Raw genomic sequence first — 23,905 nt, 5'->3', positions numbered from 1 at the left:
CCTACCCCAGCCGGTTACGCAGCGCCGCAACCACGCTCCAGGTTTGCGCCTTCACCAACCCTGCCGGGTCTTGCAGCGTCAACAGGATGCGCACACTGCGTATCAGCGATTCGTCGGCCGGGCCGGGGTCATATCGCACCACATGCGTCGAGTCAGGCTTGGCCGCCACGCCGAAACTGATCTCGAACGCCTGCACGTTGTCCACCAGTACTGTCTTGGCCGGAGCTGCCGGGGTGCTGACTTTCAACTGGCCAGCCTCGTAGGTGTAGGTAAGCTGACGTATCGCAAAGCGTATCTGCCCCGGCGCAGCAGGGGGTGGGGTGCCGGCATAAGCGTGGGCGGAACCTGAGCAGTCGGACAACACAGTCCAATCCGGCTTGCCGCCGTCCTCACCGACCTCGGCGCTAACCAGGGTCAGCGACCTTGAAGCGCCCGTGGCACTCCAACTGATGGGCCGTTCGAAGGCCAACGGCGCACCTTCGATCAACGCCGTATCCAGGCAACCAAACATGCCCGCCAGGCGAATGTCCTGAATCAGTTTGCCGAGCGCAAACCGCGCATCATCCTGCAGCAGCATGGCGGCCTGCTGGCTGGCATGGGTCGTTCGAGCGCTGATGGCGACTTGGCTGACCCCGAGGCTCAGCACCAGCCCAAGCGTCAATGCCAGCAGCAACTCCAGCAAGCTGAAACCCAGCACCCGCCGCTTCATTGCATCACCTGCGATTCGTCGGCGACGCGACTGGCGAGCGTGAACGTTTCCCTCGCCCCTGCATTTTTTGCCCCCCGGGCGTCATCCCAACTGATGCTGACGATCACTTCATTGGCACGCACGACCACCGAGCCACTGCCGCTATCGCCGGCGAAACCGATGATATTGGCCTCGAAATCGTGCAGGTCGAGGTCACGCACACTGGCCGTCGACGTGAACGGTGGCGCACGCTCGCTTCGCGCCCACGAGTAGTCGGCGCCGGAGTTGGCGCGAATACGGTCCAGCATGTCGTAGACGATAAAGCTCGCCTGGCTGGCCATCCGCGAGCTGTCGGTGTACTTGAGCGCGGCGAGCTGGACCACCGCGACCCCCAACAGGCCGATCACGAGAATCAGCACCGCCACCACCACCTCGATCAGGGTCATGCCGGTTTGGTGGTGGGCAGTTAAAGGTCGAAAAAAGGCAGTCGGGCAAGCAAGCATTACCGTCGTCATCCCTATCGAAGGCCGGAAAAAAAGCAGGAAAACCCTGCTGTGCGGCCCAAGACTAGCGCCGGTTTTTGGCCTGCGCTGCTCCCGGAACAAAGGGAAATACTTTGGACATAAAGGCCAGCATTCAACACCACGAGCTGGACGCTATACCTAGGCATGCCATCTGAGAATCCATCACGTCCACGGAGGGACGGCACATGACACAGCGAGGTTTCACACTGATCGAGCTACTGCTCGGGCTTATCCTGAGCGGCATCCTTGCGCAGTTGGCGGTACCCAGTTTCAGGGGCTTGCTGGAATCCCAGCAGCGACAAAGCGCTGCCCAGTCGTTGGTTGGCGGCCTGCGCTATGCGCGCACCGAAGCCATCGCACGCAACCGGACGGTAGTCATGCATGCCGTGGACGATGATTGGAGCCGAGGCTGGCGGGTGATCGTGGATCTGAGCGGGCGCGGCCATCTGGACGACGATAATCCCGTGCTGCTGGAGCACCAGGACAATGGGCGCGTGCAGATCGTGGGCAATGGACCGGTCAGGAGCCAGGTACGCTTCAGCGGGCTAGGCGAGCCGGTCTTTGCTGGCGGGGGCTTTCGTGCCGGCACCGTGCATGTATGCGCCACGGACCAGGCACAAAGCCTGTTTCAAGTAGTGCTGGCCCCCAGCGGGCGCATCAGCCTGCGCCGAGATAAAACCGAGCAGGCATTATGCCAGGGCTCGCTCGACACCCTGGGACTCAGAGCAGCGAACGAACCCGCAGCTCCTTGGGCATGGAGAAAGTGATGTTCTCCTCACGACCGGCCAACTCATCGGCACCTGTGGCGCCCCAGGCCTGCAACTGTTGGATCACGCCGCGCACCAGGACTTCCGGCGCCGAGGCGCCCGCCGTGATGCCGATACGCTCGACGCCATCGAACCAGTTGCGCTGCATGTCCTCGGCGCCGTCGATCAGGTACGCCGGCGTGGCCATGCGTTCAGCCAGTTCACGCAGGCGGTTGGAGTTGGAGCTGTTAGGGCTGCCGACAACCAACACCACATCACATTCATCGGCCAGTTGCTTGACCGCATCCTGGCGGTTTTGCGTGGCGTAGCAGATGTCGTCCTTGCGTGGGCCGCCGATCGCAGGGAAGCGTGTGCGCAGGGCATCGATCACCCGGCTGGTGTCATCCATGGACAAAGTGGTCTGTGTGACGAAGGCCAAACGCTCAGGGTTGTGTACCTGCAAGCTGGCGACGTCTTTTTCGTCTTCCACCAGGTAGATCGCGCCACCGTTGCTGCCGTCGTACTGGCCCATGGTGCCTTCGACTTCCGGGTGGCCGGCGTGGCCGATCAGGATGCATTCACGGCCATCGCGGCTGTAGCGCGCGACTTCGATATGCACCTTGGTGACCAACGGGCAGGTGGCATCGAATACTTTCAGGCCGCGGCCTGCCGCTTCGGTACGTACCGCCTGGGATACGCCATGGGCACTGAAGATTACGATGACGTCGTCCGGCACCTGATCGAGTTCTTCGACAAAGATGGCGCCGCGAGCGCGCAAGTCTTCGACCACGAATTTGTTGTGGACGACTTCATGGCGCACGTAGATCGGCGGCCCGAAGACTTCCAGGGCGCGGTTGACGATTTCGATCGCCCGGTCCACGCCGGCGCAGAAGCCACGGGGGTTGGCGAGTTTGATTTGCATGCTGTGCCTCGTGTCTTGCAGCGCAAGAAATTGGATCATTGCAACCGCGGGCGCGGCTGATCTCTATATAACGATGCGGGCAAATGTGGGAGCGGGCTTGCTCGCGATAGCGGTGTATCAGCCAACAGATTTACTGAATGTCAGTCAGCAATCGCGAGCAAGCCCGATCCCACATTTTGAACCGCGTTGTCGGTTAGAGCGCTTTAACGTCGAAGATTTCTACGTCAAACGTCAAGGTTTTACCGGACAACGGGTGGTTGAAGTCGATGGTCACTTGCGCATCATCGAAGGCTTTGACCACACCCGGCAGCTCGGTATTCGCCGCATCGTTAAAAATCACCAACAGGCCTTCCGACAGGTCCATGTCCTGGAACTGCGAACGCGGGATGATCTGTACGTTCTGCGGGTTGGGCTGGCCAAAGGCGTTTTCCGGCAGGATCTGCAGGGTGCGCTTGTCGCCAGCCTTGAAGCCGAACAGGGCCGCTTCAAAACCCGGCAGCAGGTTGCCATCGCCCACCTTGAAGGTAGCCGGGGATTTGTCGAACGTGCTGTCGACCGTGTCGCCATTCTCCAGGCGCAATGCGAAATGCAAGGTGACTTCCGTGTTCTGGCCGATGCGTTGTTCAGCCAATACCTGATCAGTCATGAACGGTCTCTCCGGTTTTCTTACTTTTGAACATATCGAGTGCCAGCATGATTGCACCGACGGTGATGGCGCTGTCAGCAAAATTGAACGCCGGGAAGTAATGGCGATTCTGCCAATGCACCAGAATGAAATCGATCACATGGCCCAAGGCGATGCGGTCGTACAGGTTGCCCAGTGCACCACCCAGCACCAGTGCCAAGGCGATGGCCAGCCAGGTGTCATCGCGACCCAGGCGCTTGAGCCAGACCACCAGCACCGCACTGACCACCACGGCGATCAGGGCGAACAACCAGCGCTGCCAGCCGCCGCCATCGGCAAGGAAGCTGAACGCCGCGCCGGTGTTATAGGCCAGGGTCCAGCTGAAGTAATCCGGGATCACCACGATTTGCTGGAACATCTCCAGGGTGCCCTCGAAGTGAGCCTTGCTGACCTGGTCGATGACCAGGACCAGCACGCTCAATACGAGCCAGCCAAGACGTCCGAAACGACTGGCGTTAGGCATAGTGGCGAACCTCGCCAGCACCAGAGATGTTGTCGACGCAACGACCGCAGATTTCCGGATGCTCAGGGTTCACGCCGACATCTTCACGGCAGTGCCAGCAACGGGCGCACTTGGGGAAGGCCGATTTGACGACTTTGAGCTTCAGGCCAGGTACTTCGGTGGCCACGGCGTCCGCCGGGGCCTGGGCGAATGGCGCCAGGCTCGCAGTGGAGGTGATCAGCACGAAGCGCAGTTCGTTGCTCAGCTTGGCCAGGTCGGCGCTCAGGCCTTCCTCGGCAAACAGGGTGACTTCGGCTTGCAGGTTGCCACCGACGGCCTTGGCCGCACGCTGGACTTCCAGCTCCTTGTTCACGGCAACCTTCACCGCCATCACGCCTTCCCAGTATGCGCGGCCCAATTCGAAGTCGGCCGGCAGTTCGGTCAGGCCTTCGTACCAGGTGTTGAGCATCACGGACTCGTTACGCTCGCCCGGCAGGTATTCCCACAGTTCGTCGGCGGTGAAGGCCAGGATCGGCGCGATCCAGCGCACCAACGCTTCGGAGATGTGATACAGCGCGGTCTGCGCCGAGCGGCGCGCCTTGCTGTTAGCGCCGGTGGTGTACTGGCGGTCCTTGATAATGTCGAGGTAGAAACCGCCCAGCTCCTGCACGCAGAAGTTGTGAATCTTCGAATAGACGTTCCAGAAGCGGTATTCACCGTAGTGCTCCTGCAACTCGCGTTGCAGCAACAGGGTACGGTCCACGGCCCAACGGTCCAGGGCGAGCATTTCCTCGGCCGGCAGGATGTCGGTGGCCGGGTTGAAACCGGTCAGGTTCGACAGCATGAAGCGTGCGGTATTACGGATACGACGGTAGGCATCGGCGCTGCGCTGCAGGATCTGCTCAGACACGGCCATCTCGCCCGAATAATCGGTCGAGGCGACCCACAGGCGCATGATGTCGGCGCCCAGGGTGTCGTTGACCTTTTGCGGCGCGATCACGTTGCCCAGGGACTTGGACATCTTGCGGCCGTTTTCGTCGACGGTGAAACCGTGGGTCAGCAGTTCGCGGTACGGTGCGTGGTCGTCGATGGCACAACCGGTCAGCAGCGAGGAGTGGAACCAGCCACGGTGCTGGTCCGAACCTTCCAGGTACAGGTCGGCGCGCGGGCCGGTTTCGTGACCCATCGGGTGCGAACCGCGCAGCACGTGCCAATGGGTGGTGCCGGAGTCGAACCACACATCGAGGGTGTCGCTGATCTTGTCGTACAGCGGCGCTTCGTCGCCCAGCAGCTCGGCGGCGTCCAGCTTGAACCAGGCTTCGATGCCTTCCTGCTCAACGCGCTGGGCCACGACTTCCATCAGTTCGACGGTACGCGGGTGCAACTCGCCGCTTTCCTTATTGAGGAAAAACGGGATCGGCACGCCCCAGTTGCGCTGGCGGGAGATGCACCAGTCCGGACGGTTGGCGATCATTGAGTGCAAGCGCGCCTGGCCCCAGGTCGGGACGAACTTGGTGCCTTCGATGGCTTTGATCGCGCGGTTACGCAGGGTGTCGCCGCTGGTCGGTTCTTTATCCATTCCGATAAACCACTGCGCGGTGGCGCGGTAGATCAGCGGGGTCTTGTGGCGCCAGCAGTGCATGTAGCTGTGCTTGATGGTCTCGGTGTGCAGCAGCGCGCCGACTTCCGAGAGCTTGTCGATGATCGGCTGGTTGGCCTTGAAGATGAACTGGCCGCCGAAGAATTCCAGGGACGGCGCATAAACACCGTTGCTCTGTACCGGATTCAAGATGTCGTCGTTGACCATGCCGTAAGCCTTGCAGGTCACGAAGTCGTCTACGCCGTAAGCAGGAGCGGAGTGAACGATGCCGGTGCCGGCGCCCAGTTCAACATAGTCAGCCAGGTACACCGGCGACAGGCGGTCGTAGAACGGGTGACGGAAATTGATCAACTCCAGCGCGGTGCCGGTGGTGGTGGCGATCACCGAACCTTGCAGTTCGTAGCGAGCCAGGCAGGCCTCGACCATCTCTTCGGCCAGCACCAGCAGGCGATCACCGACATCCACCAGGGCGTAGGTGAATTCCGGGTGTACGTTCAGCGCCTGGTTGGCGGGGATGGTCCACGGGGTGGTGGTCCAGATCACGATGGCGGCCGGCTTGGCCAGGCTTGCCAGGCCAAAGGCCTCGGCCAGCTTGGCGTCGTCGGCGATCGGGAAGGCCACGTCGATGGTCGAGGACTTCTTGTCTTCGTACTCGACTTCCGCCTCAGCCAGGGCCGAACCGCAGTCGAAGCACCAGTTCACGGGCTTGAGGCCCTTGAACACGAAACCGCCCTTGACGATTTCGGCCAAGGCGCGGATTTCACCGGCTTCGTTCTTGAAGTCCATGGTTTTGTACGGGTTGGCCCAGTCGCCCAGGACACCCAGGCGGATGAACTCGGACTTCTGCCCTTCGATCTGCTCGGTGGCATAGGCACGGCACAGTTCGCGGGTTTTATCGGCGCCCAGGTTCTTGCCGTGGGTCACTTCGACTTTGTGTTCGATCGGCAGGCCGTGGCAGTCCCAGCCCGGGACATAAGGCGCGTCGAAACCCGAAAGGGTCTTCGAGCGGATGATCATGTCCTTGAGAATTTTGTTCAGCGCATGACCGATGTGAATCGTGCCGTTGGCATAAGGAGGGCCGTCGTGCAGGACGAATTTCGGACGATCCTTGCCAATCTCGCGCAACTTTCCGTACAGGCCAATACTGTCCCAGCGCTGCAGGATCTGCGGTTCGCGCTGTGGCAGGCCGGCCTTCATTGGGAAGGCGGTGTCCGGAAGGTTTAGCGTGGCTTTATAGTCGGTCATTTAAGGCTCTTCGGTTAGCGATGGGCGCTAGGTGCGGCTAGGGCACGGGCGGCGGCGACATCCGCATTGATCGCCGTTTTCAACGCCTCAAGGGAGGCGAAACGCTGCTCTTCACGCAGCTTCTGGTGGAAAACCACCGTCAAACGCCGGTCATATAAATCCCCGGCAAAATCCAAAAGGTGAACTTCCAGGTGGGCCTTGCCATCACCTGCAACCGTGGGCCTGACGCCTATATTGGCGACTCCCGGCCACGATTGGCCGTCGATGTCGACACTCACCAGGTAAACCCCGGTCAGCGGCACACGACGGCGCTTGAGCTGCACGTTAGCGGTTGGCGTGCCCAGTTGGCGCGCCAGCTTCTGGCCGTGCAATACCCGCCCGACAATGCGGAACGGGCGACCGAGCAAACGCTCAGCCAAGGCGAAGTCGGCGGCAGCCAGGGCATTACGCACCTGGGTACTGCTCACGCGCAGGCCGTCCAGTTCGACGGTTTGCGCGGCTTCGACGGTAAAACCCTGGGTCACGCCAGCGTGTTGCAGGAAATCGAAATCGCCGACCCGGTCACACCCAAAGCGGAAGTCGTCGCCGACCTCCAGATGCTGCACGCCCAAGCCATCCACCAGGATACGGTCGACGAACTCGGCGGCGCTGAGGCTGCGCAAACGCTGGTTGAAGGCCAGGCACAGCACACGGTCCACGCCCTCCTCCGCCAACAGTTGCAGCTTGTCGCGCAAGCGGGCCAGGCGCGCCGGTGCCGTTTCCGGGGTAAAGAATTCCCGCGGCTGTGGCTCAAAAATCACCACGCAGCTGGGCACGCCCAACTCGACCGCACGCTCGCGCAGCCGGGCCAGGATAGCCTGGTGGCCACGGTGTACACCGTCAAAGTTGCCAATAGTGGCGACGCAGCCCCGATGCTGGGGGCGCAGGTTGTGGAGACCTCGAACCAGCTGCATAACGCGCTTCTTGCTCATAAAGTGGTCGATTATAACCACACCCGGCCCCGGATCACAGGCAACAGCGCAGGGCAAAACGGATGGAATCGATAAAACACCGGTTTTATCGCGGCAAACCCTCTAACCCAGCGCCTTGCGATTGAAATCCCGCAGGCGGAAACCTTGCAGCAGCAACATGCCGAAGTACACCACCACGCCCGCCACCACCAGCACGCCCAGGCGCAGGAAGCGCTCGAGCATATGGCCTTGATCCCAGGCCGGCATGAAGTGCATCAGGCCCAGCAATACCGCCGACATCATCGCCACCGCCACCAGCAGCTTGAGGGCAAATATCCCCCAGCCCGATTGCGGCTGGAACATCTGCTGTTTGCGCAGTTGGTAAAACAGCAGGCCGGCATTGATGCAGGCACCGGCGCTGATGGCCAAGGCCAGGCCGGCGTGGGCCAGCGGGCCGATAAACACCAAGTTGAGCAACTGCGTGACGATCAGCGTGAAGATCGCGATCTTCACCGGCGTGCGGATGTTTTGCTGGGCGTAGAAACCCGGCGCCAGCACTTTGATCACGATGATGCCGAGCAGACCGACGGAGTAGGCGATCAGCGCATGCTGGGTCATCAAGGCATCGTGCGCGCTGAATTGCCCGTACTGGAATAACGACACCGTCAGTGGCTCGGCCAGGATTCCCAGCGCCAGGGAACACGGCAACACCAGCACGAAGCACAGGCGCAAACCCCAATCGAGAATGCGCGAGTATTCCTGGCGGTCCTTGCTCGCGTAGGTACGCGCCAGCGTCGGCAGCAAAATCGTGCCCAGGGCCACGCCGAGGACGCCGGACGGCAGCTCCATCAAGCGATCGGCGTAATACATCCACGACACCGAACCGGACACCAGCAGCGACGCAAACGCGGTGTTGATGATCAGGGAAATCTGGCTGACCGACACCCCGAGGATCGCCGGCAGCATATTGCGCATCACGCGCCAGACGCCGGTGTCCTTGAGGTTCAGGCGCGGCAACACGAGCATGCCGATCTTTTTCAGGTGCGGCAGTTGGTAGAGCAATTGCGCCAGGCCACCGGCCAATACCGCCCAGCCCAGGGCCATGACCGGCGGATCGAAGTAGGGCGTGAGGAACAGCGCAAAAATAATCATGCTGACGTTAAGCAGGGTCGGCACGAACGCCGGCACCGAGAAACGGTTCCAGGTATTGAGGATGGCGCCGGCCAGGGAGGACAGGGAGATCAGCAATATGTAGGGGAAAGTCACCCGCAGCAGATCAGTGGTCAGCGCGAATTTTTCCGGCGTATTGGCAAACCCGGGCGCCGTGGCCCAGATCACCCAGGGCGCGGCGAGCATGCCAACCAGGGTCACCAGCATCAGCACAAGGGTCAGCAGGCCCGAGACATAGGCGATAAATGTGCGGGTCGCCTCCTCGCCCTGCTGCGTCTTGTATTCCGCCAGGATCGGCACGAACGCCTGGGAAAACGCGCCCTCGGCGAAGACCCGCCGCAACAGGTTGGGCAGTTTAAAGGCAATAAAGAACGCATCCGTGGCCATGCTGGCGCCAAAAATGCGCGCCAGCAGGGTGTCACGCACAAACCCCAAAACCCTGGAGATCATCGTGATTGAGCTGACGGCAGCCAACGATTTGAGCAGATTCATTGAAAGAGTTTGCGCCTATAGATAAAGAGCAGGCGAACTACGCGCCTACTTATGCGATACTGCGCGCCTGCAACAGCACAGCGCCAAAGCTCGCGAGTTTACAGGTCAAGCGCCGGAAATAAATCACCCGCCTCTTCAGATCGACCACTCAGCAGTTCGCATCAGCCGCCCTTGACAACCCATCAACTCATCGGCATGATTCGCGGCCTATTTTGTTTGCTATTTCCTAAAAAGTCTTTCGAGGAGCTCGACGGTGGCCAACACACCTTCCGCCAAAAAACGTGCAAAACAGGCTGAGAAGCGTCGCAGCCACAACGCCAGCCTGCGTTCCATGGTTCGTACCTACATCAAGAATGTAGTTAAGGCCATTGACGCAAAAGACGCTGAAAAAGCTCAAGCTGCTTACGTTCTGGCTGTGCCAGTTATCGACCGCATGGCCGATAAAGGCATCATCCACAAGAACAAAGCTGCTCGCCATAAAGGTCGTTTGAATGGCCACATCAAGGCTCTGAACCTTGCTGTTGCAGCCTAAGCGATAAACTGCCACGCCGGTTTACCTGCGTAACAGTTAAGAAATGCCCCGTACCGAAAGGTCCGGGGCATTTTTGTTTGGGCGCAATAAATCGCTGTTCTTTATTGCGCGCACAAAAAAAACGCCCCGAACCAGTCGGGGCGTTTTGGCTACCACCTGATCAACACATCAATCAGTGGTGATGACCGCCTTCACCGTGCACGTGGCCGTGGGCGACTTCTTCCTCGGAAGCCTCGCGGATGGCCACGATCTTCACTTGGAAGTTCAGGCGCTGACCTGCCAGAGGGTGGTTACCGTCGACGGTGACGTCGTCGCCGTCCAGGTCACGGATGGTCACGATCTGCATTTGGCCGTCCGGCGCGGAAGCGTGGAACTGCATGCCCACTTCCAGTTCGTCGACACCTTCGAACATGCTGCGGCTCAGGGTGCTGACCAGTTCGGCGGAGTATTCGCCGTAAGCATTTTCAGGCTCTACGACAACGGTCAGTTCATCACCGACGCTCTTGCCGACCAGAGCGTTTTCCAGGCCCGGGATAATGTTGCCTGCGCCTTGCAGGTAGACCAGCGGCGCGCCGCCGGCTGAGCTGTCGATGACCTCACCAGCGTCGTTGGTCAGGGTATAGTCGATGGAGACTGCCTTGTTAGCGGCGATCGTCATGGGGCGAGACCTTTTGCATAAGAATGAAGAACGGACAAGTCTAAACAAGGATTTGCCCGAAAGCGAACAGAACCCGGACGGACGGGGTCGATCAACGGTCGCCGTCATCCTCGGATTCCACCAGGACGACGACGGGCACTGGGTTGCCGAGCTGTCCTGCGGCCACACCCAACACCTGCGCCACCAGCCGCCCTGGCAATCGCGCACCTGGGTACTCGACCCCGCACACCGCCTGGAAAAAATAGGCCAGCCCTTTGCCTGCGGCTGGTGTGCGCAGGAGCGCGAATAACGATAACCTTGGCGCCTGATTCCCGGTAGGCACTCAACCATAGAGCGCCACCGAAGCCATGCACCTCCAGAGAATTCGCATGCAGACTTTTTTTATCGCGCCCACCGATTTTGGTGTGGGTCTGACCTCCATCAGCCTTGGGCTGGTGCGCACCCTTGAACGTGCCGGGCTGAAAGTCGGCTTCTTCAAACCGATTGCCCAGCCGCACCCCGGCGACACCGGCCCCGAACGCTCCACCGAGCTGATCGCTCGCACCCATGGCCTCAAACCGCCGCAGCCTCTGGGCCTGGCCCATGTCGAGCGGATGCTCGGCGACGGCCAGCTCGACGAGTTGCTCGAAGAAATCATCACCCTGTATCAGCAGGCCGCCGTGGGCAAGGACGTGCTGATCGTCGAAGGCATGGTGCCGACCCGCAGCGCCAGCTATGCGGCGCGGGTCAACCTGCACCTGGCCAAGAGCCTGGACGCGGAAGTGATCCTGGTCTCGGCGCCGGAAAACGAAGTGCTCACCGAACTCTCCGGCCGCGTGGAACTGCAGGCCCAGCTGTTCGGCGGCCCGAAAGACCCGAAAGTGCTCGGTGTGATCCTCAACAAGGTGCGCACCGATGAAAGCATGGAAGCCTTTTCGGCGCGCCTCAAGGAGCATTCGCCGTTGCTGCGCAGCGGGGATTTCCGCCTGCTCGGCTGCATTCCTTTCCAGCCCGAACTCAATGCGCCGCGTACCCGCGACGTCGCCGACCTGATGGGCGCGCAGATCCTCAACGCCGGTGATTATGAAACCCGGCGCATGACCAAAATCATCATCTGCGCCCGCACCATGCGCAACACCGTGGAACTGCTCAAGCCGGGCGTGCTGGTAGTGACACCGGGGGACCGCGACGACATCATCCTCGCCGTCAGCCTGGCCGCGATCAACGGCGTACCCCTGGCCGGCCTGCTGCTGACCAGCGACACCCTGCCCGACCCGCGCATCATGGACCTCTGCCGAGGCGCCTTTCAGGCCGGGCTGCCGGTGCTGTCGGTAAGTACCGGCTCCTACGAGACAGCGAACCTGCTCAACAGCCTGAACAAGGAAATCCCCATCGATGACCGCGAGCGCGCCGAGATCATCACCGATTTCGTCGCCAGCCACCTCGATGCGCGCTGGCTGCACCAACGCTGCGGCACGCCACGGGAGATGCGCCTGTCACCGGCGGTGTTCCGCTACCAGTTGATCCAGCGCGCCCAGGCCGCCAACAAGCGCATCGTCTTGCCCGAAGGCAGCGAGCCGTTGACCGTGCAAGCCGCCGCGATCTGCCAGGCCCGCGGCATTGCCCGCTGCGTGTTACTGGCCAAGCCGACGGACGTGGAAGCGGTCGCCCGCGCCCACGGCATCGAATTGCCCGAAGGCCTGGAAATTCTCGACCCGGACCTGATCCGCGAGCGTTATGTCGAACCGATGGTCGCGTTGCGCAAGAGCAAGAGCCTCAACGCGCCGATGGCCGAACAGCAACTTGAAGACACCGTGGTGATCGCCACCATGATGCTCGCGCTCGATGAAGTCGACGGCCTGGTCTCCGGGGTTATCCACTCCACCGCGAATACCATCCGCCCGGCCCTGCAACTGATCAAGACCGCGCCGGGCTGCACCCTGGTGTCGTCGGTGTTCTTCATGCTGTTCCCCGAACAGGTGCTGGTGTACGGCGACTGTGTGATGAACCCGCACCCGAGCGCCGCCGAACTGGCGGAAATCGCCCTGCAAAGCGCCGACTCGGCGGCGGCGTTCGGCATTACGCCACGGGTGGCGATGATCAGCTATTCCAGCGGTGAATCGGCCAGCGGCGAAGAAGTGGAAAAAGTCCGCGAAGCCACCCTGCTCGCCCATGAACAGCAAAGCTCGCTGCTGATCGACGGCCCGTTGCAATACGATGCCGCCGCCAACGAAACCGTCGCCCGGCAACTGGCACCCAACAGCCTGGTGGCGGGCAAGGCCACGGTCTTCGTATTCCCCGACCTGAACACCGGCAACACCACCCACAAGGCGGTGCAACGCAGCGCCGATTGCGTCAGCCTGGGGCCGATGCTCCAGGGCCTGCGCAAACCAGTGAACGACCTGCCGCGCGGCGCCCAGGTCGACGACATTGTGTACACCATCGCGCTGACCGCGATCCAAGCCGCCAACCGACCTATGGAGATCTAAATGCTGGATTTTCTACCTGCCGCCGTGCGCGGGGTGATCGCGTCGTTGCTGTTGGCGCTGAACACGATCCTGCTGTGTTCGTTCCTGTTCATCGTCGCGCTGTTCAAGGCACTGCCGTTCGCCAAGCGTTTCAGCGAATGGCTAATGAACCACACCCATGAAGCCTGGATCAGCAACAACAACGCGTGGATGAACCTGGTGCGGCGCACCCGCTGGCACCTTAAAGGCCTGGAAGGGCTGGACTACCAGCACTCTTATCTGGTGACCAGCAACCACCAGAGCTGGGTCGACATCATGGTGCTGCAATACGTGCTCAATCGACGGATTCGCCCGCTGAAATTCTTTCTCAAGCAGGAGCTGATCTGGGTCCCGGTGATCGGCCTGGCCTGGTGGGCATTGGGCTTTCCGTTCATGAAGCGCTACTCCAAGGCCTACCTGGAAAAACACCCGGAGAAAAAAGGCAAGGACCTGGAAACCACCCGCAAGACCTGCGCGAAGTTTCGCGCGAACCCGGTGGGCATTTTCAACTTTGCCGAAGGCACGCGCTTTACGCCGGGCAAGCATGCGCAGCAGAACTCGCCCTTTCGCTACTTGCTCAAGCCCAAGGCCGGCGGTATTGCGTTTGTGCTGGATGCCATGGGTGAGCAGTTGAAGTCATTGGTCAATGTGACCATCCACTACCCCGCCGGGCGCCCCGGCTACTGGGACTTGTTGTGCGGGAATGTGCAGGACGTGGTGGTGCGGTTCGAAGAAGTGCCGATCCCGCCTGAGTTCATTGGCAAGAATTATGAGCAGGATGGGGAATATCGATTGGCGTTCCAGGGCTGGATCAATCGGTTGTGGGAAGAGAAGGATGCGCTTCTCAGCCAACTTCACACAGATTATCCAGACCGCCACTGATCAAAATGTGGGAGGGGGCTTGCCCCCGATAGCGGTGCTTCAGTCACCCGATGCAGTGACTGACACTCTGCAATCGGGAGCAAGCCCCCTCTCACATTTGACCAAGCCCGATCTTGAGAATGTAAAAAAGCCCGCCACCGATCACTCGGTGGCGGGCTTTTTTTGTGGCCGCGAGGTTTAGATCGCCCCACGCTGACGCAACAGCTCCAGCACTTGCTTGACGCTGTCTTCCAGCGACAGGGCCTGGGTGTCGATCACCAGATCGGCATTCAACGGCACGTCGTATGGGAAGGACTCGCCAGGGATGTTATCCCCACCGGCCGCGTACAAGCCTTGCGGATCACGCTCGGCGCACACCAGCGGTGAAGCCTGCACGTAGACCGTCAGCAAGCGATCGGCACCGATCAGCGCCTTGGCCTGTTCACGCCCTTCGGCATCCGGCGCAACGAACGCGGCCAGGGTCAGCAGGCCGGCTTCGTTGAACTGGCGTGCGACATGAGCCGCACGACGCCAGTTCTCGGTACGCCCGACACGGTCCTGCGGCAACCCTTTGTTCAGGTCGTGACGCAGGTTCTGGCCATCGAGTACAAACACTGCACGGCCCATGTCGAACAACTTGCGCTCAACCGCGTAGGCTAAGGTGCTTTTACCGGCGCCCGACAGGCCGCTGAACAACACGGTTGCCGGCTGTTGGCCGAAACGCTGGGCACGCTCTTCGGTGGCCACATGCGCCAACTTGCCGTGCTGCGCGGCGCTGCCGTGGACAACCGGCGGCGCGATGATCATGCCCGCAGCCACGGTGCCATTGGTCAAGCGGTCGATGACGATGAACGCGCCGGTGGTGCGGTTGCTCGCGTAACCGTCCAGGGCGACGGCGGCATCGAGGCTGACCTTGACCCGGCCGATCTCGTTCAACTGCAGCGAACTTGCCGGGCCTTCGGCCAGGGTGTTCACGTCCACACGATGCACGATGCTGGTGATGGAACCCGGCACGTAGCTGGTGGCGCGCTTGATGTCGTATTTCTTGCCCGGCAGCATCGGTTCTTCGGCCATCCACACCAGCATGGCGTCAAAGGCGTCGGTCACTTGCGGCATGTTATCGGCATGCACCAACAGGTCGCCACGGGAGATGTCGATCTCGTCTTCCATGGTCAGGGTCACGGCCTGGCCTGGGCCTGCGTGCTCCAGTTCACCGTCGAAGGTGACGATGGATTTGACGCGGCTGCTCTTGCCCGACGGCAACACCACGACTTCGTCGCCCTTATGGACGATGCCGCTGGCCAGGGTGCCGGCAAAACCGCGGAAGTTCAGGTTCGGACGGTTGACGTACTGCACCGGGAAACGCAGGTCGGTGTAGTTGCGGTCGTTGGCGATCTCGACGGTCTCGAGGATCTCCATCAGCGACTGGCCGGTGTACCACGGCGAACGCTCGCTCTTGTTCACCACGTTGTCGCCCTTGAGCGCCGACATCGGTACGAACGCCATGGTGCTCGGCTTGAAGGCGATGCCGTCGGCGAACTTCAGGTAGTCGGCCTTGATCTGCTCGAACACACCTTCGTCGAAACCATTGAGGTCCATCTTGTTGATGGCGACCACGATGTGCTTGATGCCCAGCAACGAGGCAATGAAGCTGTGGCGACGGGTCTGGGTCTGCACGCCGTAGCGCGCGTCGACCAGGATGATCGCCAGGTCACAGGTAGAGGCACCGGTGGCCATGTTGCGGGTGTACTGCTCATGGCCAGGGGTGTCGGCGATGATGAATTTACGCTTGGCGGTGGAGAAGTAGCGGTAGGCGACATCGATGGTGATGCCCTGCTCACGCTCGGCCTGCAGGCCGTCGACCAGCAACGCCAGGTCGATGTCGTCACCGGTGGTGCCGACCTTCTTCGAATCGCGGGTGATGGCTTCCAGGTGATCTTCGTAGATCATCTTGGAGTCGTGCAGCAGGCGCCCGATCAGGGTGCTCTTGCCGTCGTCGACGTTGCCACAGGTCAGGAAGCGCAACATTTCCTTGCGCTCGTGCTGGCCCAGGTAGGCGAGGATGTCCTCGCTGATCAAATCAGATTGATGCGACATGACAGCCCCTTAGAAATAGCCTTGACGTTTTTTATCTTCCATCGAGCCGGCACCATCGTGGTCAATGACCCGGCCCTGGCGCTCGGAAGTTCGCGTCAGGAGCATTTCCTGAATGATGTCCGTCAGCGTCTCGGCTTCGGACTCCACCGCGCCCGTCAACGGGTAGCAGCCAAGGGTACGGAAACGTACTTTCTTTTTGACGATTCGGGCTTTGTCTTCGTCGGACAGGTGCTCGAGGATGCGGTCGTCGTCGATCATGATCAACGTGCCGTTCTTCTCGATCACATCGCGCTCGGCGGCGAAGTACAGCGGTACGATCGGGATGCCTTCCAGGTAGATGTACTGCCAGATGTCCAGCTCGGTCCAGTTGGACAGCGGGAACACACGGATCGACTCGCCCTTGTTGACGTTGCCGTTGTAGACGTTCCACAGCTCCGGGCGCTGGTTTTTCGGGTCCCAGCGGTGCTTGCTGTCGCGGAACGAGTACACGCGCTCTTTGGCGCGGGACTTTTCTTCATCGCGACGGGCACCGCCGAACGCGGCGTCGAAACCATACTTGTCCAAAGCCTGCTTGAGGCCTTCGGTCTTCATGATGTCGGTGTGCTTGGCGCTGCCGTGGGTGAACGGGTTGATGCCCTGCGCCACACCGTCCGGGTTGACGTGGGTGATCAGGTCCAGGCCGAGTTCTTCAACCATGCGGTCGCGGAACGTGTACATCTCCTGGAATTTCCACTGGGTGTCGACATGCATCACCGGGAACGGCAGCTTGCCCGGGAAGAACGCCTTGCGCGCCAGGTGCAGCATCACGGCGGAGTCTTTACCGATCGAGTAGAGCATCACCGGGTTGTCGAACTCGGCGGCGACCTCGCGGATGATGTGGATGCTTTCCGCCTCCAGCTGTTTCAGATGCGTCAGTTTGTCGACCATGGCTACTCACGGAAAAACGATCTTATGGACGGCCAGCGGGCCGTGTTCGAGCGAGGCATGCTAGCACAGCACCTGCTTCTATTCAGGGCGCCAGCTAGATCGAAACGGTATATGGATATGCCCCGAGGTTTGGCGGCGATGGCCGGCCGAACGCGGTCAAATGTGGGAGTGGCGGTGCGACGATTCGACTTGCTCCCGATTGCAGTGTGCCATTCAACGCATTCATTGACTGAACCAACGCTATCGGGAGCAAGCCCCCTCTCACAGTTATTGGAGGTGTTCGTTAGATCGGGTTGGGGCAATCGATAAACAAATGCTCCAGGGCGAAACGCCGCGCCAGGTAATCGCCCAATGCCTGCACCCCGTAACGCTCGGTGGCGTGATGGCCGGCGGCGACAAAGCTGATGTCGTTTTCGCGGGCGCTGTGGAAGGTCTGCTCGGAGGCTTCGCCGCTCAGGTAAAGGTCGACGCCGGCCGCAATCGCCTGGTCGATGTAGCCCTGGCCACCACCGGTACACCAGCCGACGCGGCGGATCATCTGGCTGCCTTCGATCAACAGCGGCTCGCGCCCCAAGACGCTCTGCACGCGGTGGGCGAAGTCACGCGGCGACAGCGGTTCGGCGAGGGAGCCGACCAGGCCGACGATCTTGAGGTCGGCCGGGTCCAGCGGGCCTTCGACGGTGATGTCCAACTGCCGAGCCAGCTGGACGTTGTTGCCGACCTCGGCGTGCAGGTCCAGCGGCAGGTGGTAGGCCAGCAGGCTGATGTCGTGCTTGAGCAGGGTCTTCAGGCGGCGCTGCTTCATGCCGGTGATGCACGGGTTTTCGCCCTTCCAGAAATAACCGTGGTGGACCAACACCAGATCGGCCTGGGCTTCAACGGCGGCGTCCAGCAATGCCTGGCTGGCGGTGACGCCGCTGACGATGCGCATCACCTGCGGGCGCCCCTCGACCTGCAGGCCGTTGGGGCAGTAATCGGCAATTTTTGCGCTGCCAAGGTAGCGGTCCGCTTCCTCGACGAGGGTGCTCAAAGCAACGGCCATAAAAGACTCCTAAATATCCCGTTCCGAGGCGCTCGCAGCCTCGTATAATGCGCGACATTATGGGCGCTCTCCCGCCCCCTGCAACCTGTCAGGACTTACTTGATGCTCAAGGCACTGCGTTTTTTTGGATGGCCATTGCTGGCTGGCGTGCTGATCGCGATGTTGATTATTCAGCGTTTCCCCCAGTGGGTGGGCTTACCGAGCCTTGATGTGAACCTGCAACAGGCCCCGCAAACCAACGCGGTGGTGCAAGGCCCGGTGACCTATGCCGACGCCGTGGTCATCGCGGCACCTGCGGTGGTCAACCTGTACACCACCAAGGTCATCAACAAGCCGGCGCATCCGCTGTTCGAAGACCCGCAGTTCCGCCGCTATTTCGGCGACAACAGTCCCAAGCAGCGGCGCATGGAATCGAGCCTGGGGTCCGGGGTGATCATGAGCCCGGAAGGCTACATCCTCACCAACAACCACGTGACCACCGGTGCCGACCAGATTGTAGTGGCCCTGCGCGACGGCCGCGAAACCCTGGCTCGCGTCGTCGGCAGCGACCCGGAAACCGACCTCGCGGTGTTGAAGATCGACCTGAAAAGCCTGCCCGCCATCACCATCGGCCGCTCCGAAGGACTGCGGGTCGGCGATGTCGCGCTGGCCATCGGCAACCCGTTCGGCGTCGGCCAGACAGTCACCATGGGCATCATCAGCGCCACCGGGCGTAACCAGTTGGGCCTCAACAGCTACGAAGACTTCATCCAGACCGACGCCGCGATCAACCCCGGCAACTCCGGCGGTGCACTGGTGGATGCCAACGGCAACCTGACCGGCATCAATACGGCGATTTTCTCCAAGTCCGGCGGCTCCCAGGGCATCGGTTTTGCGATCCCGGTCAAGCTGGCGATGGAAGTGATGAAGTCGATCGTCGAGCACGGCCAGGTGATCCGCGGCTGGCTGGGGATCGAAGTGCAGCCGCTGACCAAGGAACTGGCCGAGTCGTTTGGCCTGACCGGGCGCCCGGGCATCGTGGTCGCCGGGATCTTCCGCGATGGCCCGGCACAGAAAGCCGGCCTGCAATTGGGGGATGTGATCCTCAACATCGACGGCGAACCGGCCGGTGATGGCCGCAAGTCAATGAACCAAGTGGCGCGGATCAAGCCGACCGACAAGGTCACGATCCAGGTGATGCGCAACGGTAAAGAGCTCAATCTTTCGGCGGAAATCGGCCTGCGCCCACCGCCTGCGCCGGTGAAGGAAGAAGAATAACCTGCTGGCGCATTACAACGGCACAGACAACGTCACCGTGGCCCTGAACCTTCACCTGTGGGAGGGGGCTTGCCCCCGATAGCGGTACAACAGTCACCTCATCCAGTGCCTGACAGGCCGCTATCGGCAGCAAGCCCCTCCCACCTTACAGTGCCACCGGCGCGCGCTCACACAGGGTGTTAAGCGCCACCGCCCAGTGCTCGCTGTCATTCAAGCACGGCACCAGCACCAACTCCTCGCCGCCCGCTGCGCGAAATTGCTCCCGCCCGCGATCGCCAATCTCTTCCAGCGTCTCGATGCAGTCGGCGACGAACGCCGGGCACATCACCAGCAGCTTTTTCACGCCTTGCTGAGCCAACGCGTCCAGGCGTGCCTCGGTGTAAGGTTCGATCCACTTCGCCCGGCCCAGGCGCGACTGGAACGCCACCGACCATTTGCCGTCCGGCAGGCCCATGCGCTCGGCAAAGTTGCGGGCGACGCTGAAGCACTGCGCGCGGTAACACGTGGCAAGCACCTGCGGCGAGGCGTTGCGGCAGCAATCGGCATCCTTGAAGCAATGCGCGCCGGTAGGGTCGAGCTTGGTCAGATGACGCTCGGGCAGGCCGTGGAAACTCAGGAGCAAGTGATCGTAGTCCTGCTCCACATAGGGCCGCACGCTCGCCACCAGCGCATCGAGGTATTCCGGCTGATCGTAGAACGGTTGCAGGATCGAGAACTGCACCTTGAGCTTCTTGTCGCGCACCACCCGCCTGGCTTCTTCAATCACCGTGGTCACGGTGCTGTCGGCGAACTGCGGGTACAAAGGCGCCAGGGTGACCTTCTGAATCCCCTGGGCGGCCAGGCGCATCAGGGTCGTTTCAAGGGACGGCTCGCCATAACGCATCGCCAGCTCCACCGGGCCCTGGGTCCACTGCGCGGTCATCTGCTGCTGCAGGCGCTGGCTGAGCACCACCAGCGGCGAGCCCTCTTCCCACCAGATCGAAGCATAGGCATGGGCCGATTGCTCGGGGCGCTTGATCAGAATCAGCGACACCAACAAGCGCCGTACCGGCCACGGCAGGTCGATCACGTAAGGGTCCATCAGGAACTGATTGAGGTAGCTGCGCACATCGGCCACCGAAGTAGACGCCGGTGACCCCAGGTTGACCAGTAACAACGCGTGATCCGTCATGCAACATCCTATCTTTAGAGGCGGCCGGACAAGTCGTCCAAGGCCGCCTTCAACTCAGTGAACTGGAAAGTGAAACCGGCCGCCAACAGGCGCTCGGGCAAAGCCTTCTGGCCGCCCAGCAACAAGCCGGACAACTCACCCAGCCCGACCTTCAACACGAAGGCCGGCATGGGCATGAACGCCGGGCGGTGCAACACCTGGCCCAACGTCTTGGCAAACTCGCGGTTACGCACGGGGTGCGGCGCGCAGGCATTATAGGGACCGCTGGCGTCGCGCTGGTGCAGAAGAAAATCTATCAGCGCGATTTGATCGTTGATATGCACCCACGGCATCCACTGCCGACCACTACCGATCGGCCCGCCCAGTGCCAGCTTGAACGGCAGCAACAGCCGCGACAAAAAGCCGCCCTCGGCCGCCAGCACCAGCCCGGTACGCACCAGCACCACGCGAATGCCCAGGGCTTCGGCGCGCTGGGCGGTTTCTTCCCAGGCGACACACAACTGGCTGGGGAAGTCGTCCTGCACCGGGCCGCTGGCTTCGGTCAGCTCGCGCTCGCCGCCGTCGCCGTACCACCCCACGGCAGAACCCGAAATCAACACCGCCGGTTTCTCCGCCAGGCTTTCCAGCCACGCCAGCAGGGTTTCGGTCAGGCTGATGCGGCTGCTCCACAGCAGCGCCTTGCGTTTATGCGTCCAGAGGCGATCGGCGATCGGCGCGCCGGCCAGATTAATGACCGCGTCCACCGGGCCGATAACCTCTTGCAGGCTGGCGACACCGCGCACCGCATCGCCACACAACCTGGCGACCTGTTCAGGGTGACGGCTCCACACCGTCAGGCGATGCCCTTGCGTCAGCCAATGTTGGCAAAGTTGACGGCCGATCAGGCCGGTACCGCCGGTCAGCAAAATGTGCATGGGATCTTCCTCATGTAACGTTCGCCACCGATCACTGGTCTATTTTATATGCAGGGATCATTTGTAATCGGGCGTGACATTGATTTAAGCCTCAGCTTTAACCATAGGTCATGCCAAACGATCAGGTACGCCAAAACTTATACCAAAAAACAATATTGTACAGCTATTGGTGTCGGCGTAGTCTGTACCCAACGGTAAAACGAGGCCTCCCATGACTGTCCCCATCGCGATCATCGGCACCGGCATCGCCGGTCTCTCCGCCGCCCGAGCGTTACGAGACGCCGGGCACGTTGTACAACTCTTCGATAAAAGCCGCGGCAGTGGTGGCCGCATGTCCAGCAAGCGCAGCGACGCCGGCGCACTGGACATGGGCGCCCAGTACTTCACCGCCCGCGACCGGCGCTTTGTCAACGAAGTGCAACGCTGGCAAAGCAACGGCTGGGCCGAGCAATGGAAGCCACAGCTGTATAACTTCAAGTCCGGCCAACTCACGCCCTCCCCCGACGAACAGATTCGCTGGGTCGGCACGCCGCGCATGAGCGCCATCACCCGCGCCCTGCTCGACGACCTGCCGGTGCAGTTCGGCTGCCGTATCACCGAAGTGTTCCAAGGCAAACACCACTGGAACCTGCTGGACGCCGACGGCGGCAACCACGGTCCGTTCAGCCACGTCATCATCGCCACCCCCGCCCCGCAAGCAACCGCCCTACTGGCCGACGCACCGAAGCTGGCAAGTGCCGCCGCCGGCGTGAAGATGGACCCCACCTGGGCCATCGCCCTGGCCTTCGACAAGCCGCTGGAAACTCCGATGGAAGGCTGCTTCGTGCAAGACAGCCCGCTCGATTGGCTGGCGCGCAACCGCAGCAAACCGGGGCGCGACGCCTCCCTCGACACCTGGGTGCTGCACGCAACCAGCGCCTGGAGCAAGGAGCACCTGGACCTGTCCAAGGAAGCGGTGATCGAGCACCTGCACGGTGCCTTCGCCGAACTGCTGCACAGCGCGATGCCTGCGCCCTCGTTCAGCCTGGCGCACCGCTGGCTTTACGCACGACCGTCCAGCGCCCATGAATTCGGCGTGCTGGCTGACGCCGACCTGGGCCTGTACGTCTGTGGCGACTGGTGCCTGTCGGGCCGCGTCGAAGGTGCCTGGCTCAGTGGCCAGGAAGCCGCGCGACGCTTGATCGAGCACCTGCAATGAACCGCATCAACCCGACCAAATTGCTGCTGTCGAAGTGGACAGCAGCACACCCGCGCAACAAGGAAAAACACTTCCTGGTCACCGAACTGTTTTGTGATGAAGAAGGCACCGTGCTCGACATCGAGCTGCAAGCCGTCATGACCAAGCGCGGTGAACGCCTGCCCTGGCAAACCCTGCAAAACGCCGAGGACTGGCGAATCGGCTGGAAATAGCCTTCACGCAAATACTTGTACAAAATATTTGACTTGTACAGCATCAGACCTATGATGATGTTTAGCTGTACACGGTTATTTATTTGTACAGGAATCTTGCAGAGGTTTGGCCATGTCCAGCACCACGTCCATCAAGCCGAAGATTGGTATCAGCGCCTGCCTGCTGGGCGAGAACGTGCGTTTTAACGGCGGCCATAAGCAATCGCAACTCTGCAGCGAAGTGCTCGCCGAGTACTTCGACTTTCTGCCGTTGTGCCCGGAAGTGGCTATCGGCCTGGGTATTCCTCGGGAAACCATTCGCCTGGTGGGCGATGCCGCAGCCCCTCAAGCCGTCGGCACCGTGCATCGCGAACTGAATGTCACTGCGCCGCTGGGCGAATACGGCGAAAAGATGGCCGCCGAGCACACCGACCTGAGCGGCTACATCTTTATGCAAAAGTCGCCGTCCTGCGGCCTGGAACGGGTCAAGGTCTACCGTGAAAACGGCGCACCGGTGGACGGCGGCGGGCGTGGCATCTACGCCCAGGCCTTTTGCGCACGCCACCCCAACCTGCCCGTGGAAGAAGACGGTCGTCTGAATGACCCGGTGCTGCGGGAAAACTTCCTGACCCGCGTCTTCGTCTACGCCAGTTGGCAACAATTGCTCGGCGAAGGCCTGACCCGCCATCGCCTGCTGGCTTTTCACGCGCGCTACAAGTACCTGCTGATGGCCCACAGCCCGGCGCATTACAAAAGCCTCGGCAACCTGCTCGGCAGCATGGCCAGGGGCGAGGACCTCGACGCGCTGGGCGCCGATTATTTCAGCGCGCTGATGAGCGGGCTGAAAAAGTGCGCCACCCGCGGCACCCACACCAATGTGCTGCAACACATCAGCGGTTACCTCAAGCAGGCCATCAGCGCCGACGATAAGCAGGAAATGCAAACCGTGATCGGCCAATACCGCCAAGGCATCGTGCCGCTGGTGGTGCCGCTGACCTTGCTCAAGCACCACTTTCGCCTCCACCCGGACCGCTACATCGCGCAGCAGGCCTACTTGCAGCCGCACCCGGAAAATCTCAGCCTGCGTAATGCGATCTAAACCATGAA

General features: G+C 61.4%; 23 protein-coding genes. 9 read left to right on the top strand and 14 right to left on the bottom strand.

Annotation, left to right across the window (positions count from 1 at the left end; all coding sequences use genetic code 11):
- Position 1 precedes the first annotated feature (1 nt).
- Positions 2 to 709 (bottom strand): prepilin-type N-terminal cleavage/methylation domain-containing protein, encoded by a 708-nt coding sequence (locus tag P3S72_RS04830; RefSeq protein ID WP_276196466.1) that lies wholly within the window; start codon positions 707 to 709, stop codon positions 2 to 4.
- On the bottom strand, positions 706 to 1,191 hold the full coding sequence (gene pilV / locus P3S72_RS04825; protein WP_276196465.1) for a type IV pilus modification protein PilV: 486 nt from the start codon (positions 1,189 to 1,191) through the stop codon (positions 706 to 708). Before pilV ends, P3S72_RS04830 begins: the two co-directional genes overlap by 4 nt.
- 206 nt (positions 1,192 to 1,397) lie before the next feature.
- Here pilV and P3S72_RS04820 point away from each other — a divergent pair, with 206 nt between their 5' ends.
- Positions 1,398 to 1,979 (top strand): GspH/FimT family protein, encoded by a 582-nt coding sequence (locus P3S72_RS04820; RefSeq protein WP_276196464.1) that lies wholly within the window; start codon positions 1,398 to 1,400, stop codon positions 1,977 to 1,979.
- Here the strand turns inward: P3S72_RS04820 and ispH are convergent.
- From ispH to murJ, 6 genes are all read right to left on the bottom strand, one after another.
- Entirely contained in the window at positions 1,933 to 2,880 is a 948-nt protein-coding gene (gene ispH / locus P3S72_RS04815; protein WP_276196463.1) for a 4-hydroxy-3-methylbut-2-enyl diphosphate reductase, read from the bottom strand. The genes P3S72_RS04820 and ispH overlap by 47 nt on opposite strands.
- Before the next feature lie 193 nt (positions 2,881 to 3,073).
- Positions 3,074 to 3,511 (bottom strand): peptidylprolyl isomerase, encoded by a 438-nt coding sequence (locus P3S72_RS04810; RefSeq protein WP_247396717.1) that lies wholly within the window; start codon positions 3,509 to 3,511, stop codon positions 3,074 to 3,076.
- A 7-nt stretch (positions 3,512 to 3,518) separates the two neighbouring features.
- Complete coding sequence (lspA, locus tag P3S72_RS04805; protein ID WP_247396698.1) at positions 3,519 to 4,028, bottom strand: signal peptidase II; 510 nt, start codon at positions 4,026 to 4,028, stop codon at positions 3,519 to 3,521.
- Entirely contained in the window at positions 4,021 to 6,852 is a 2,832-nt protein-coding gene (gene ileS, locus P3S72_RS04800; RefSeq protein ID WP_276196462.1) for an isoleucine--tRNA ligase, read from the bottom strand. Before ileS ends, lspA begins: the two co-directional genes overlap by 8 nt.
- A 14-nt stretch (positions 6,853 to 6,866) precedes the next feature.
- Positions 6,867 to 7,805, bottom strand: a complete 939-nt coding sequence (gene ribF, locus P3S72_RS04795) for a bifunctional riboflavin kinase/FAD synthetase (RefSeq protein WP_247396700.1) — start codon at positions 7,803 to 7,805, stop codon at positions 6,867 to 6,869.
- Positions 7,806 to 7,925: 120 nt separating this feature from the next.
- Positions 7,926 to 9,464 (bottom strand): murein biosynthesis integral membrane protein MurJ, encoded by a 1,539-nt coding sequence (gene murJ / locus P3S72_RS04790; RefSeq protein ID WP_276196461.1) that lies wholly within the window; start codon positions 9,462 to 9,464, stop codon positions 7,926 to 7,928.
- A gap of 253 nt (positions 9,465 to 9,717) precedes the next feature.
- Here murJ and rpsT point away from each other — a divergent pair, with 253 nt between their 5' ends.
- Positions 9,718 to 9,996, top strand: coding sequence for a 30S ribosomal protein S20 (gene rpsT, locus P3S72_RS04785; RefSeq protein ID WP_029292043.1), 279 nt, complete (start codon positions 9,718 to 9,720; stop codon positions 9,994 to 9,996).
- A 172-nt stretch (positions 9,997 to 10,168) separates the two neighbouring features.
- Here rpsT and P3S72_RS04780 read toward each other — a convergent pair whose 3' ends face one another.
- Positions 10,169 to 10,654: a peptidylprolyl isomerase gene (locus tag P3S72_RS04780; RefSeq protein ID WP_276196460.1), complete on the bottom strand. Its 486-nt coding sequence runs from the start codon at positions 10,652 to 10,654 to the stop codon at positions 10,169 to 10,171.
- On the opposite strand from P3S72_RS04780, the gene P3S72_RS04775 reads away from it, so the two are divergent.
- The 3 genes from P3S72_RS04775 to P3S72_RS04765 all read left to right on the top strand — a co-directional run bounded on the left by P3S72_RS04775 (position 10,653) and on the right by P3S72_RS04765 (position 14,022).
- On the top strand, positions 10,653 to 10,943 hold the full coding sequence (locus P3S72_RS04775) for a DUF3565 domain-containing protein (protein ID WP_345894152.1): 291 nt from the start codon (positions 10,653 to 10,655) through the stop codon (positions 10,941 to 10,943). The genes P3S72_RS04780 and P3S72_RS04775 overlap by 2 nt on opposite strands.
- A gap of 79 nt (positions 10,944 to 11,022) precedes the next feature.
- Positions 11,023 to 13,122, top strand: coding sequence for a phosphate acetyltransferase (gene pta / locus P3S72_RS04770; RefSeq protein ID WP_276196459.1), 2,100 nt, complete (start codon positions 11,023 to 11,025; stop codon positions 13,120 to 13,122).
- Positions 13,123 to 14,022, top strand: coding sequence for an acyltransferase (locus P3S72_RS04765; protein WP_276196458.1), 900 nt, complete (start codon positions 13,123 to 13,125; stop codon positions 14,020 to 14,022). It begins immediately after the preceding gene.
- 177 nt (positions 14,023 to 14,199) lie between these two features.
- Here P3S72_RS04765 and cysN read toward each other — a convergent pair whose 3' ends face one another.
- The 3 genes from cysN to P3S72_RS04750 form a co-directional block, all read right to left on the bottom strand.
- A complete protein-coding gene (gene cysN, locus P3S72_RS04760; RefSeq protein WP_276196457.1) occupies positions 14,200 to 16,098 on the bottom strand; it encodes a sulfate adenylyltransferase subunit CysN in 1,899 nt (632 codons plus the stop codon).
- 9 nt (positions 16,099 to 16,107) lie between these two features.
- Positions 16,108 to 17,025 (bottom strand): sulfate adenylyltransferase subunit CysD, encoded by a 918-nt coding sequence (gene cysD / locus P3S72_RS04755; RefSeq protein ID WP_010565604.1) that lies wholly within the window; start codon positions 17,023 to 17,025, stop codon positions 16,108 to 16,110.
- A gap of 283 nt (positions 17,026 to 17,308) precedes the next feature.
- A complete protein-coding gene (locus P3S72_RS04750) occupies positions 17,309 to 18,067 on the bottom strand; it encodes a Nif3-like dinuclear metal center hexameric protein (RefSeq protein ID WP_247397886.1) in 759 nt (252 codons plus the stop codon).
- A 102-nt stretch (positions 18,068 to 18,169) separates the two neighbouring features.
- On the opposite strand from P3S72_RS04750, the gene algW reads away from it, so the two are divergent.
- The gene (gene algW / locus P3S72_RS04745) at positions 18,170 to 19,324 is read left to right on the top strand and encodes a Do family serine endopeptidase AlgW (RefSeq protein WP_247397884.1); all 1,155 of its coding nucleotides are present in this window, start codon (positions 18,170 to 18,172) and stop codon (positions 19,322 to 19,324) included.
- A 145-nt stretch (positions 19,325 to 19,469) separates the two neighbouring features.
- On the opposite strand, the gene hemH is transcribed toward algW, so the two are convergent.
- Together hemH and P3S72_RS04735 are read right to left on the bottom strand one after the other, a co-directional pair.
- Positions 19,470 to 20,495, bottom strand: a complete 1,026-nt coding sequence (gene hemH / locus P3S72_RS04740) for a ferrochelatase (RefSeq protein ID WP_276196456.1) — start codon at positions 20,493 to 20,495, stop codon at positions 19,470 to 19,472.
- Positions 20,496 to 20,509: 14 nt separating this feature from the next.
- Complete coding sequence (locus P3S72_RS04735) at positions 20,510 to 21,409, bottom strand: TIGR01777 family oxidoreductase (protein WP_276196455.1); 900 nt, start codon at positions 21,407 to 21,409, stop codon at positions 20,510 to 20,512.
- Between the two features lie 211 nt (positions 21,410 to 21,620).
- Between P3S72_RS04735 and P3S72_RS04730 the strand changes: the two genes are divergently transcribed.
- From P3S72_RS04730 to P3S72_RS04720, 3 genes are all read left to right on the top strand, one after another.
- A complete protein-coding gene (locus P3S72_RS04730) occupies positions 21,621 to 22,607 on the top strand; it encodes an NAD(P)/FAD-dependent oxidoreductase (RefSeq protein ID WP_276196454.1) in 987 nt (328 codons plus the stop codon).
- Positions 22,604 to 22,819, top strand: a complete 216-nt coding sequence (locus tag P3S72_RS04725) for a TIGR02450 family Trp-rich protein (protein ID WP_247407973.1) — start codon at positions 22,604 to 22,606, stop codon at positions 22,817 to 22,819. Before P3S72_RS04730 ends, P3S72_RS04725 begins: the two co-directional genes overlap by 4 nt.
- Positions 22,820 to 22,931: 112 nt before the next feature.
- The gene (locus tag P3S72_RS04720; protein ID WP_276196453.1) at positions 22,932 to 23,897 is read left to right on the top strand and encodes a DUF523 and DUF1722 domain-containing protein; all 966 of its coding nucleotides are present in this window, start codon (positions 22,932 to 22,934) and stop codon (positions 23,895 to 23,897) included.
- Positions 23,898 to 23,905 lie beyond the last annotated feature (8 nt).

The sequence above is a fragment of the Pseudomonas sp. D3 genome, assembly GCF_029320995.1.
Taxonomy (GTDB): Bacteria; Pseudomonadota; Gammaproteobacteria; order Pseudomonadales; family Pseudomonadaceae; genus Aquipseudomonas; species Aquipseudomonas paraveronii.
This window is presented reverse-complemented; position numbering and strand designations above follow the sequence as displayed.

Excerpts from the sequence above, each read along its gene's own strand:
- P3S72_RS04830 (WP_276196466.1), bottom strand. The coding sequence starts at position 709 with ATGAAGCGGCGGGTGCTGGGTTTCAGCTTGCTGGAGTTGCTGCTGGCA.
- pilV (WP_276196465.1), bottom strand. The coding sequence starts at position 1,191 with ATGCTTGCTTGCCCGACTGCCTTTTTTCGACCTTTAACTGCCCACCAC.
- P3S72_RS04820 (WP_276196464.1), top strand. The coding sequence starts at position 1,398 with ATGACACAGCGAGGTTTCACACTGATCGAGCTACTGCTCGGGCTTATC.
- ispH (WP_276196463.1), bottom strand. The coding sequence starts at position 2,880 with ATGCAAATCAAACTCGCCAACCCCCGTGGCTTCTGCGCCGGCGTGGAC.
- lspA (WP_247396698.1), bottom strand. The coding sequence starts at position 4,028 with ATGCCTAACGCCAGTCGTTTCGGACGTCTTGGCTGGCTCGTATTGAGC.
- ileS (WP_276196462.1), bottom strand. The coding sequence starts at position 6,852 with ATGACCGACTATAAAGCCACGCTAAACCTTCCGGACACCGCCTTCCCA.
- ribF (WP_247396700.1), bottom strand. The coding sequence starts at position 7,805 with ATGCAGCTGGTTCGAGGTCTCCACAACCTGCGCCCCCAGCATCGGGGC.
- murJ (WP_276196461.1), bottom strand. The coding sequence starts at position 9,464 with ATGAATCTGCTCAAATCGTTGGCTGCCGTCAGCTCAATCACGATGATC.
- P3S72_RS04775 (WP_345894152.1), top strand. The coding sequence starts at position 10,653 with ATGGGGCGAGACCTTTTGCATAAGAATGAAGAACGGACAAGTCTAAAC.
- P3S72_RS04780 (WP_276196460.1), bottom strand. The coding sequence starts at position 10,654 with ATGACGATCGCCGCTAACAAGGCAGTCTCCATCGACTATACCCTGACC.
- pta (WP_276196459.1), top strand. The coding sequence starts at position 11,023 with ATGCAGACTTTTTTTATCGCGCCCACCGATTTTGGTGTGGGTCTGACC.
- P3S72_RS04765 (WP_276196458.1), top strand. The coding sequence starts at position 13,123 with ATGCTGGATTTTCTACCTGCCGCCGTGCGCGGGGTGATCGCGTCGTTG.
- cysN (WP_276196457.1), bottom strand. The coding sequence starts at position 16,098 with ATGTCGCATCAATCTGATTTGATCAGCGAGGACATCCTCGCCTACCTG.
- cysD (WP_010565604.1), bottom strand. The coding sequence starts at position 17,025 with ATGGTCGACAAACTGACGCATCTGAAACAGCTGGAGGCGGAAAGCATC.
- P3S72_RS04750 (WP_247397886.1), bottom strand. The coding sequence starts at position 18,067 with ATGGCCGTTGCTTTGAGCACCCTCGTCGAGGAAGCGGACCGCTACCTT.
- algW (WP_247397884.1), top strand. The coding sequence starts at position 18,170 with ATGCTCAAGGCACTGCGTTTTTTTGGATGGCCATTGCTGGCTGGCGTG.
- hemH (WP_276196456.1), bottom strand. The coding sequence starts at position 20,495 with ATGACGGATCACGCGTTGTTACTGGTCAACCTGGGGTCACCGGCGTCT.
- P3S72_RS04735 (WP_276196455.1), bottom strand. The coding sequence starts at position 21,409 with ATGCACATTTTGCTGACCGGCGGTACCGGCCTGATCGGCCGTCAACTT.
- P3S72_RS04730 (WP_276196454.1), top strand. The coding sequence starts at position 21,621 with ATGACTGTCCCCATCGCGATCATCGGCACCGGCATCGCCGGTCTCTCC.
- P3S72_RS04725 (WP_247407973.1), top strand. The coding sequence starts at position 22,604 with ATGAACCGCATCAACCCGACCAAATTGCTGCTGTCGAAGTGGACAGCA.
- P3S72_RS04720 (WP_276196453.1), top strand. The coding sequence starts at position 22,932 with ATGTCCAGCACCACGTCCATCAAGCCGAAGATTGGTATCAGCGCCTGC.